The following is an 8,179-nucleotide window of genomic DNA, read 5'->3' on the forward strand; positions in this document are numbered from 1 at the left end:
AAACACGTGACGCAGTCGTCAAAATTTTATAATGATAATCATCTAAATCTCTCTATCTCTCTCCTTATTATTTTACTGAACTTGCAGACAAAATTCCACTTTGCCGATATGTGAAATGCTGGATGCAACAAAAAAACTTTTCAGTAGTCAAAAGACCACTGAAAAGTTTTAGAAAAGCGAATTATTTTCTACTTTTACATCATGATTCCACCATCTACATGAAGTGTTGTACCGTTAATATAGTTGGACTCATCAGATGCTAAATACAGATAAGCATAACCAATGTCAGAAGGCTGACCTAATCTTTGTAAAGGAATCGTGGATTTCATTTGATCAATGATTTTGTCTGGCATCGCCTTCACCATATCCGTCTCAATAAACCCGGGAGCTACAGCGTTTACATTAATTCCTTTTCGTCCCAGCTCTTTAGCCCATGTTTTTGTCATTCCTACTACGCCTGCCTTTGTCGCCGCATAGTTTGTTTGACCAACATTTCCATATACGCCAGATACCGAAGATGTGCTAATAATTTTCCCTTTACCTTGAGCAATCATATGCGGTACCACTGCTTGTGTACAGTGAAAAACGCCTGTAAGGTTTACGTTGATTACTGCTTGAAAATTTTCAACTGATAATTTGGTTAGCATTCCATCTCTGGTGATACCTGCATTGTTAATTAAAATATCTATTTTAGAGTAGCGTTTCACTACTTCTTCTACCATTGCATCTACGCTGTCTCGATCCGCTACGTTCACTTGAAAAAATGCTACATCTCCGCCTTCTTCTTTTAGCTGAGCTGCTCGTTCTTCTCCCGTTTTTGCATCGTAGTCAACCATAGCGACCTTTGCACCCTCTTGTGCGAATATTCGAGAAGCTTCGAACCCTAATCCATTTGCTGCACCCGTAATAATTGCCACTTTATCTTTTAATCTCATGTCACCCGCGCTATAAGACGCTTACTAACAACGATTAATCAGCAAGTCGCTTGAATCTTAATAGCGCATTCCCCTCCTCAAAACGACGCCAAGCACGTCTTAATGATCATTCGGTGCTTTTCTAGTAATGATCCCTCTACTTACATCTTAGTAGTCAAGCTCAAAAATCATTCATATAATTTTTAAGAAAACGTTTTGAAATACATGAGGTGATAATACATGTTGAGAAAAAACATGTATATCTCTAGAAAACAAAGGGTTCATTACTTAGGTGCAACTAGGAATAGACGTCTAATTTATTCCCAGTTTTTTCTTTTATTTTAGCATATTTTTCATAATTGATAAACAAAAAACTTGTTCATTGCTGGACAGATACTCTGTATATGCATTGTTCTGCCAACCGAATAAACAGACAAATAACTTCTTTAAGAAAAATTTTAAGGTCCTTTCAAAAATGCTGTTGTATCCTTATAAGAAAAGGCTTTTCTATAGTTTACAATACCCCTTTTGGCTGTATGTATAACAAAAGACTGCCTATTAAAAAGCAGTCTTTCATCACTATTTGTTATATATAAACAAACTATTTGTCATACTGTTTCACTTTAGATTTTTCATTTAACCTTCGTTCAATTTGTTTTCCAACAAGCCATAGAACAAAAATGATGACTAAAACAAGTACTGCTTTCAGAGGCTGTTTCACAAATGAAACAAAATCGGCCCCAATAAAGCTCATCATAAATATCATCACCATTTTACCGGCTAATACAGCCAGCATAAACTGAGCCATACTAACACGTGATAGCCCTGCTACTACATTAATTGCCGAAGACGGGGTAAAAGGGAAACAAAGCATAATAAACAGCGGTCCGAACCCGTGTCTTTCTACCCAAATCATAATCTTTCGAATTTGCGCATGCCGGCTGATGAAATGTAAAAACCTCGCCTGTCCATATTTTCTAAAAATCAAAAAGACAAGCAGTGATCCAACGCAGCTGCCAACCCATGAAATTAAAAAACCTAACCATAAGCCAAAAGCGGCAGCATTGGCCATTACAAACGCAAAAAGCGGCAAGATAGGGATAAACGCTTCTAAAATAGGCAACAGCAGCCCTGGAATGATTCCAAATGATTGATATTGTTTTAATAACTCGAGGACGCCGTCTAACGTCAAATAATGCTTTAATGTTTCAAAATCCATCGAATGTTCTCCTTATTTAAACAACTGTGCTACTTTTCACTTATTGTACTACTTTCCTTTACCAAACAAAAGTTTTACAGCGTTTTACCTTTCCTGCCCTTTTACGCTTGCCATACAGCCTTTATTTACACACACATATTTGGTTGAACAGCCATGCACTTTTTACTGAGACTGTTTTAAATACCGTTTAAACCAGCTTGTTAAATATTTTAGTCTCGCCGTTCGTAAATTAGGCTTACCGCTTCTAGAAAGTTCATGATTAGACTGAGGAAAACGAATAAATTCTACTTCTTTATCTTTTCTTTTCAGGGCCACATAAAGCTGTTCAGCTTGTTCAATTGGACATCTGTAATCCTGTTCGCTATGCAAGATTAACAGCGGTGTTTTAACATTCTCCGCTAAACGAAGCGGCGAGTGGTTCCAAAGTTTTTCCGGATTTTCATAAATATCAGCTTTTAATTCCCATTCGGTAAAATAATAGCCAATATCACTAACGCCGTAAAAACTTGTCCAATTTGAAATAGACCGTTGCGTCACCGCTGCTTTAAACCGATTTGTACTTCCTACAATCCAGTTTGTCATAAACCCTCCGTAGCTTCCTCCTGTTACGCCAAGCTTATCTTCATTAATATAAGAGTAGCGCTTAACTGCTTCGTCGGTCACTGCCATCAAATCCGTATAATCCATGCCTCCGTAATCCCCTCGAACCGCATCTGTAAATGCTTGACCATATCCTCTGCCGCCTCTTGGATTAGAAAAGAGGATATTGAACCCTTTTGATGCAAGTATTTGGAATTCAAGCATAAATGTATGACCATACATAAGATGCGGACCTCCATGGATTTCTAAAATGGTTGGAGATACATCATTAGTAGCAGCAGCTTTTACTACCCAACTGTGGATATCTATACCGTCCGTAGAAGTGGCATAAAAAGATTCTGCTTGTGTGAGCTGCACATGCTTTAAAAATGAGTCATTAACGTTTGTCAGCTTCACTAATTCCTCTGTTTTTAAATTTAGAGAATAAAGATCTCCGGGATGTGTAAATGTACTGATTGCCACGATAGCTTCCTCACAATTGGGAAGAACAGATACCTCATATACGTGAGCATTATCCATAAGTACAGAGTCTAGCTTTCCATTCACAGTTCCTTTATATATGCCTACAGAACCCTTTTCACTTACGACAAAATAAAATTCTTCATTACTGCCCCACATAATTCCCGCTGCGGTTCTACCAAAGTGAAAATCTCCTGCTACCATATCTCCTATTTCTAAGTCTATACCAGCAGTGATACAAACTGTTTTTTGGTTAGAGATCTGATAAATATATATGTCATTCATTGAAGCCGATCCGTATGTACGTTCATTTCCAATGTATGCTATGTATGACCCATCGGGTGACCACGAAACTTGATGAAAATATCCTGTTTCCGCTGTAATAGATGTTAATTTTTTAGTATCACGATGCAAAATAAACACATCCATCGTTAGCGATAAATCCGGATTCTCTCCTCGGCTGCTGCAAAATACAATTGAGCTTGCATCAGGGGCCCAGCACCCTACAGAGTGATGATAAGGTCCATCCGTTACAAACGTCACTTCTTTATTTTTAAGTTTAACGAGAGCAACTTGAGTATATTCACCTTTTAAATAACCGCTAACATCGGATTTGTACAGTAAACGTTCCACTTCATACGGCTGGGGATGTTCATGATTTTGTTCAACTCTTACAGCTTTTTCTTCTACTTTTGTGGAAAACATAATTTCATCACTATAAGGAGACCATACCGGATTACTAACGCCTTTTTCAAGATCTGTGAGTGCTTCTGCTTCTCCGCCTGTCGCTGCTAATAGGTAGAGCTGAACGGCTTGACTGCGATCGGATAAAAAAGCAATCCACTTGCCGTCCGGGGACCAGGCGGGAGAATGATTATTTCCTTTGTAGTACGTTAATTGCTTAGTTTCTTTCGTTTCAAGATCTAACATAAACAGCTGCGTTTCATACGCATTTTCTATTTTCTTCGTTTTTCGAACCGTATAAACTACACTTTTTCCATCTGGAGAAATCTGAGGATTATAAACAGACTTCAATTCATACAAATCCTCTATCGTTACCGTACGCTTTTTTAAATCATTCAATTTCTTCGCCCCCAAGGATTCATTTTTAAATCAAATAGTCAATCGATAAAAACGAAAATAGCGTTTCCCTCTTACTTTATCATTTCTAAAAATAAAAATCTAAAAATTTAGAAAATTAGTTGTTTTTTCTTCTTTTAATCTATATAATAATAAAAAGGGTGCAGAGGTGATGAGGTATGAACAATGAAAAATCGTACACGGAAATGATGAAGTCCCTCGCTCGCAAGAAAAAAGTAATTGATACTGTGAGTATGTTGGATGTTTATATCGAAATGGTAATTGATGAATCGCTTTTTAAGCGTCAAAAAGAACTGTTAGAAACAAACATTAACACGGCATTAGATCAACGTGATGAAATTGCTTTTTATGAGTTATCAGCACAGTACCAATCCCTGCTTCAAACATCTACTTAATATTTTAATAACTTAATTCATGTTAATGATTTATATGTACGTTTAACAGGCAGATCCTTTCTTCTCAGGAAGAACAGCTGTCTGTTAAATCGTGTTTACTACATAAAAAAAGATTCTTACATCTGTAAGAATCTTTTTTGTTAGGGTTTTTCCTATGAGTGGAAGTAACCGACCGTTCCACTCATAGATTTTTTTGTTATTTATGCGTCTGAAACTGCTCTTCTTCTGTGGAACCTTTTAAAGCTGTTGTAGAAGAAGTCCCACCAGAAACTACTTGTGCCACTTCATCAAAATAGCCCGTTCCTACTTCACGCTGATGTCTTGTAGCTGTATATCCATTTACTTCACTAGCAAACTCTCTTTCTTGTAACTCTGAATAAGCTGCCATTCCTCTTGTTTTATATCCTCGTGCCAGCTCAAACATGCTGTGGTTTAAAGCGTGGAAGCCAGCAAGCGTAACGAATTGGAACTTGTAGCCCATTTTTGCGATTTCTCTTTGGAATTTTTCAATCGTTTTCTTATCTAATTTTTTCTTCCAGTTGAAAGATGGTGAACAGTTATAAGCAAGCATTTTACCTGGGAATTTTTCATGAATAGCATCTGCAAATTTTTGTGCTTGTTCCAAGTTTGGTTCAGACGTCTCACACCATACTAAATCAGCATACGGAGCATATGCTAAGCCACGAGCAATAGCTTGATCGATTCCCGCTCTCGTACGATAAAAACCTTCAGCAGTGCGTTCACCTGTAATAAACTGGCGATCTACAGGATCAACATCACTTGTAATTAAATCAGCGGCATCAGCATCGGTACGAGCAATCACAAGTGTTGGAACACCCATTACATCAGCAGCTAAACGAGCAGCAATCAAATTTTTCACAGCGGTTTGAGTTGGAAGCAATACCTTACCGCCGAGATGACCACACTTTTTCTCAGAGGATAATTGATCTTCAAAGTGTACAGCAGATGCTCCCGACTCAATCATTCCTTTCATGAGTTCAAATACGTTTAACTGTCCTCCAAACCCTGCTTCTGCATCTGCTACAATTGGAGCAAAGTAATCGATATCCCCTTCTCCTTCTAAATGCTGAATTTGATCGGCACGCTGGAGCGCTTGATTGATTCGTTTCACAACATGCGGCACGCTGTTTGCCGGGTATAAACTTTGATCAGGATACATGTTTCCTGAAAGATTTGCATCTGCAGCTACTTGCCATCCGCTTAAGTAAATTGCTTTTAATCCTGCTTTTACCTGTTGTACTGCTTGATTCCCTGTTAAAGCTCCTAATGCATGAACGTATGGCTCTGTTTTTAATAAGTTCCAGAACTTTTCGGCTCCTCTTCTAGCAAGCGTGTGTTCAATATCAATGGACCCTCTTAGCCCAATGACTTTTTCTGCAGAATATGGACGTTCAATTCCTTTCCAACGCTCATCGCTTTTCCAGTTCTCTTCAAGGTTTTTTACACGAATGTCTTTCATTCTTTATACCCCCTAATGAATTTAAAATTCTATATTCATAAAAATATAAAACGCAGCAGTTAGAATATGTCTGTTTCATGATGAAGTAAATTAGCAGTTTGCCATAATATTAGCAAGAACGTAGATGAAATAAGTAAGTAGTTGAAGGACATGTAGTAAGACTTAGCTGAGGTGAATATACGCTGAAAATTTAGACTGCTATCTTTTCAATCACAAATAACTATTCCTCCCTATTGTTATAAAACAGTTTTTATTTTACATACGTTATTATATAACAGTACTTCCGAAAATGAAACCTCCTTTTAGAATTTTTTTCCTACTCGCAAGGAGGCTTTTCTATTAATACCTACGTATAAAAGGCTTCATATATCCTTTACTTTTTCTTATATCACTTATTCATTTCTTTCATACTTCTCAACAAATGAAATTCTTTCCAGTATTGTTGGGTGACCATATCGGAAAATCTTCACTAAATACGGCGGATTTACCTGAGATAGTCCTGATTTCGTTAAGTCCTGAAACGTTTTAATAGCAGCTTGCTTATCTCCTGTTAGGTTCATAGCGTACGTGTCAGATTGAAGTTCATGATGACGCGACTGCATATTTGTTAACGGGCTCACAGCAAATGTAAGAATAGAAAAAATAAGTAGAATAAGCGGTAAAGAATTTAAATCACTAAGAGAAGTAATTTTTAATGCTTTCCCCCATCTCTTAATCACAAAGCCGGCTAAATGTTTCGTTAGCCATAGGCCTACGATCGATAAAACTAATGCTGAAGCAATCCCTACATAAATATGTTTCTTTACATAATGACCCATTTCATGCGCCATGATAAACAAAATTTCACGTTCCGTTAATTTATTAAGAGTAGTATCCCATAACACAATTCTTGAATTAGAACCTATTCCCGTCACATATGCATTAAGGGAGTTCGTTTTTTCAGACATGTTTACTTCATATACATGCTTAGCAGGTATATGAGCTTCGTCTGCTAAATGTAAAATTTTCTTCTCCAGCTCTTTATTCTTTAATGGATAAAAATCGTTATATAACGGATCGATAACCACTGGTTGAATAAACGTCAAAAATAGTGTAAATGGAATAGATACTAGCCACGCATACAGCCACCATCTTTTTGAAAACTTACGAATGAATGCATATAACACAGCAATCACTAAAAACATGGTGGCATAGTTCACCCAAAAATCTGTAAAAAGATCTTTCATCCATCCTTGGAAAGGTTGCGTCGTAATATGATAAGCCTTTGAAAGCTTATAGCTAATCCAGTCCATAGGAAAAGAATAAATCAGCAGCAGAACGGATAACCAAAATACATAAATAGCAGTTTGGAGAAGACTGAAACGGCTGACATCTTTAGACCACTTATTAACTTTCTTAGACACACCTAACACTAAAATTAAAATAAACCCTAGCCACTCATATGGAATTCGGATAAAAAAGAGCGCATCTCTAATTTTTGAATATTTTTCGGTTAACATAAGTTCTCGTCCATTCATAAACGTAGCCGGGTCTACGCTGGTGCCTTTTAATGATTGTGGAATAGAGGTATCGCTTATATAGAATAAATACACCCAAATACACGCTCCATACACAAGAAAAACTCCGATGGACCACCAAACAATTTTTTTCACGCATTCCCCTCCTTTTGTACAAACAGTATGCCGCTATTACTATTGTAGGTTTTTTTTCGAAATTTAGAACAAGCGTTTATAGATGTGCTATAAGAAATGTAATTTGAGACGAGGAAATCATAGAAAAACGAAAAATAGAGTTTAGACAAAAGAATAAACTCTGTTTACAAACAAAAAAAGCAGTTTGCATATGCAAACTGCTTTTAAGATGACCCGTACGGGATTCGAACCCGTGTTACCGCCGTGAAAGGGCGGTGTCTTAACCGCTTGACCAACGGGCCAGTATGGCTCCACAGGTAGGACTCGAACCTACGACCGATCGGTTAACAGCCGATAGCTCTACCACTGAGCTACTGTGG

The 8,179-nt window shown here is 37.4% G+C and carries 6 protein-coding genes and 1 tRNA gene; 1 reads left to right on the plus strand and 6 read right to left on the minus strand.

The window, feature by feature from the left end; translation table 11 throughout:
• Positions 1-194: 194 nt before the first annotated feature.
• The 3 genes from fabG to ACFX40_RS05925 form a co-directional block, all read right to left on the minus strand.
• Positions 195-935 (minus strand): 3-oxoacyl-ACP reductase FabG, encoded by a 741-nt coding sequence (fabG, locus tag ACFX40_RS05915; RefSeq protein ID WP_013055347.1) that lies wholly within the window; start codon positions 933-935, stop codon positions 195-197.
• A 580-nt stretch (positions 936-1,515) separates the two neighbouring features.
• Positions 1,516-2,133, minus strand: coding sequence for a TVP38/TMEM64 family protein (locus ACFX40_RS05920; protein WP_013081701.1), 618 nt, complete (start codon positions 2,131-2,133; stop codon positions 1,516-1,518).
• Between the two features lie 162 nt (positions 2,134-2,295).
• Positions 2,296-4,275 (minus strand): S9 family peptidase, encoded by a 1,980-nt coding sequence (locus tag ACFX40_RS05925; protein WP_377254432.1) that lies wholly within the window; start codon positions 4,273-4,275, stop codon positions 2,296-2,298.
• 176 nt (positions 4,276-4,451) lie between these two features.
• Here ACFX40_RS05925 and ACFX40_RS05930 point away from each other — a divergent pair, with 176 nt between their 5' ends.
• Complete coding sequence (locus ACFX40_RS05930; protein ID WP_013055344.1) at positions 4,452-4,688, plus strand: IDEAL domain-containing protein; 237 nt, start codon at positions 4,452-4,454, stop codon at positions 4,686-4,688.
• 196 nt (positions 4,689-4,884) lie between these two features.
• Here ACFX40_RS05930 and aceA read toward each other — a convergent pair whose 3' ends face one another.
• The 3 genes from aceA to ACFX40_RS05945 all read right to left on the minus strand — a co-directional run bounded on the left by aceA (position 4,885) and on the right by ACFX40_RS05945 (position 8,101).
• Entirely contained in the window at positions 4,885-6,168 is a 1,284-nt protein-coding gene (gene aceA / locus ACFX40_RS05935) for an isocitrate lyase (protein WP_028407422.1), read from the minus strand.
• Between the two features lie 392 nt (positions 6,169-6,560).
• A complete protein-coding gene (locus tag ACFX40_RS05940) occupies positions 6,561-7,820 on the minus strand; it encodes a M48 family metallopeptidase (RefSeq protein ID WP_377254435.1) in 1,260 nt (419 codons plus the stop codon).
• Positions 7,821-8,029: 209 nt separating this feature from the next.
• A tRNA-Glu gene (locus tag ACFX40_RS05945) sits at positions 8,030-8,101 on the minus strand.
• Positions 8,102-8,179: the final 78 nt, after the last annotated feature.

It is taken from the genome of Priestia sp. YIM B13552, assembly GCF_042787775.1.
Lineage (GTDB): Bacteria > Bacillota > Bacilli > Bacillales > Bacillaceae_H > Priestia > Priestia megaterium_E.